General features: G+C 55.9%; 2 protein-coding genes and 2 pseudogenes. 1 reads left to right on the forward strand and 3 read right to left on the reverse strand.

Going from position 1 to position 2,037, the window contains the following annotated elements:
- Positions 1 to 130 (forward strand): annotated as a pseudogene (locus AB4097_RS21365) (IS5/IS1182 family transposase); the annotation flags it as partial.
- 868 nt (positions 131 to 998) lie between these two features.
- Here the strand turns inward: AB4097_RS21365 and AB4097_RS21370 are convergent.
- The 3 genes and pseudogenes from AB4097_RS21370 to AB4097_RS21380 all read right to left on the reverse strand — a co-directional run.
- Entirely contained in the window at positions 999 to 1,295 is a 297-nt protein-coding gene (locus AB4097_RS21370; RefSeq protein WP_442043293.1) for a hypothetical protein, read from the reverse strand.
- A gap of 61 nt (positions 1,296 to 1,356) precedes the next feature.
- A complete protein-coding gene (locus AB4097_RS21375; RefSeq protein WP_442043295.1) occupies positions 1,357 to 1,839 on the reverse strand; it encodes a restriction endonuclease in 483 nt (160 codons plus the stop codon).
- A gap of 56 nt (positions 1,840 to 1,895) precedes the next feature.
- Positions 1,896 to 2,037, reverse strand: a pseudogene (locus AB4097_RS21380) (IS5/IS1182 family transposase); the annotation flags it as partial.

A 2,037-nucleotide genomic window follows, 5' to 3' on the forward strand; every position in this document is an offset into this window, starting at 1 on the left:
GCGCACCTTTGGCTGGATGATGCGCTGGCGGCGTCTCGTTCGCGACTATGAGAAGCGCATCGACGTCTCAACCGCCATGATCCATGTCGCCATGGGCGGCATTCTGATCCGCCGGAATGCTCATCCGTGAGTTTCCAAACAGTCTCTAAGGAGGGGACTCTCAGTGGCTCTAGCGAAAGAACGGGTATTTCTCCGCCGATTGCATCAACTACTTTGGCTATGTCTCCGAAAGTAACGCGGAGCTGCTCTGCCTCTCGGGCATCAAGATAAACATTGAAGATCGCACCAAGGTCGTCCTCATGTAGATCAAGCACTATTCGTTCAATCTCAACCGGGCCAAGCGTTTCGATGCTGATCTGAGTGTGCGCGTTGCGGAGGGTTTCAACCTCTGCAGCCGCAAGAGCTTGGAGGCCTGATCGATCATTGATGACAATCGTCCATGAGCGCATTTGGAAACCCCAATGCGCAAGTGCGCCATTGAAGTCGGTGCTGATCTTATCTTCGACGGCTTGGCGGATCGCCCGCATTGGCGCATAGCACTGATAGATTGTACCAGTTGAGATCCGCCTTCCATCGCACTTCAGATCTCCATGGCGCCCTTGAGCGCGGATCGGCTCGAAATCTGGCCCCCAAGCACGCCTGGCAATGTCGACAAACCAGTCCTCGAATGGGGTGCCACCCTTCTCAAGGACGGCTGCAACGGTCAGTGCGCGGTAAAAAATTTTTTGAATCCAATTCAACGGCATTCGAACGCACTTTCAGGCCCAAACAGGATGGATGTCCTAGCATCGTCATGACGAGGTAGACAACCTAGGCCTCCGTGAGTTCCCTATGGCTGTGCCCTTGAAGGCACAGCCGATCCGATGAAGATCGGCATAATTGCCAGAGGTGCGGCCTGTAGCTCAATGGTTAGAGCCGGCTGCCATAACGGTTTGGTTCCCGGTTCGAGCCCGGGCGGGCCCACCAGTTCCTTCAGCTTCAATATGGGGGACACCCATTTAAACCTGAGCCAGGATCCGGGCCATATCGCGATCACCGCTCCTATATTGAGGGCGCGGCGCCTCCGACGGTTCGTCAAGAATCTGGAGACCGCGCGTCTCATCCAACCGCAGCAGCTTCCAGCCGGCCCGTTCACCACTGACGCTGCCGCCACGAACCTGCCAGACACGCATGACGGCATGGCCTTTGGACGTATATCCGCAGGCATGGACTTCAACAACGCGGACATACCCATCATAACCTATTTCCAGCCGGCGCTTCGACTTCAACGCGTCAACAGCTGTCTGGATGTTCATCGCTGTACTCGCAAGTAGCAAAGGAAGTTGATAGTTCGCGGTGAAAATTTTCGATCAAAGTTCATGCATTAGCGGCCATGCGCTTCGCTTCTTGTAGGTCAATCCTAGCCTCATAACCATTGCGCTGGAGAAGGTAGAGTAGGCGCTGGCCGTCTAGGAGGGTCATCGGCTTGTCCTTTGAAAACTCGTATGCGTCCGGACCGAAGCTTGATGTTGTCACAAGGATGCCCTTCGTCGCCCCCTCGTGCTGCACGGTGCCATACAAATCACGAACTGCGCTCACTCCCACGACGTTCGTGTACCGTTTGGCCTGAACAACAATCTTTCCACCGCGTAGCGGGTCGGGATCAAAGATGACTGCATCTACGCCGCCGTCGCGGCTCGCTTGCGTTACTCGTACTTCGCCGCCCGCGGCAGCAAACTCTCGCTCGAAAAGCTGTCGAATGAGATGCTCGAACTCTGCCCAGTCCATACTGGCGAGATTCTGGCCTGAATTGAGCGAAACATCCTGGCTTGCCACAAAGCGAGGATCCTCGCGGTTCATCTGCGCAATCGGAGCGACGGGGGTTAAGCTCGATAGACGGGCAGCACTAAGAGCACCTAACAAAACCATCTCTGGACGAAGCGCCAAGTGATGAGGGCTGAGGCGAGCGTCAGAAAGGCCGTGTGGATGTCGGCCCTGCGCTCATAGCGGATAGCAAGGCGGCGAAACTGTCCATACCAAGCCAATGTGCGCTCCACG

It is taken from the genome of Microvirga sp. 2MCAF35 (genome assembly GCF_052115545.1).
Taxonomy (GTDB): domain Bacteria; phylum Pseudomonadota; class Alphaproteobacteria; order Rhizobiales; family Beijerinckiaceae; genus Microvirga.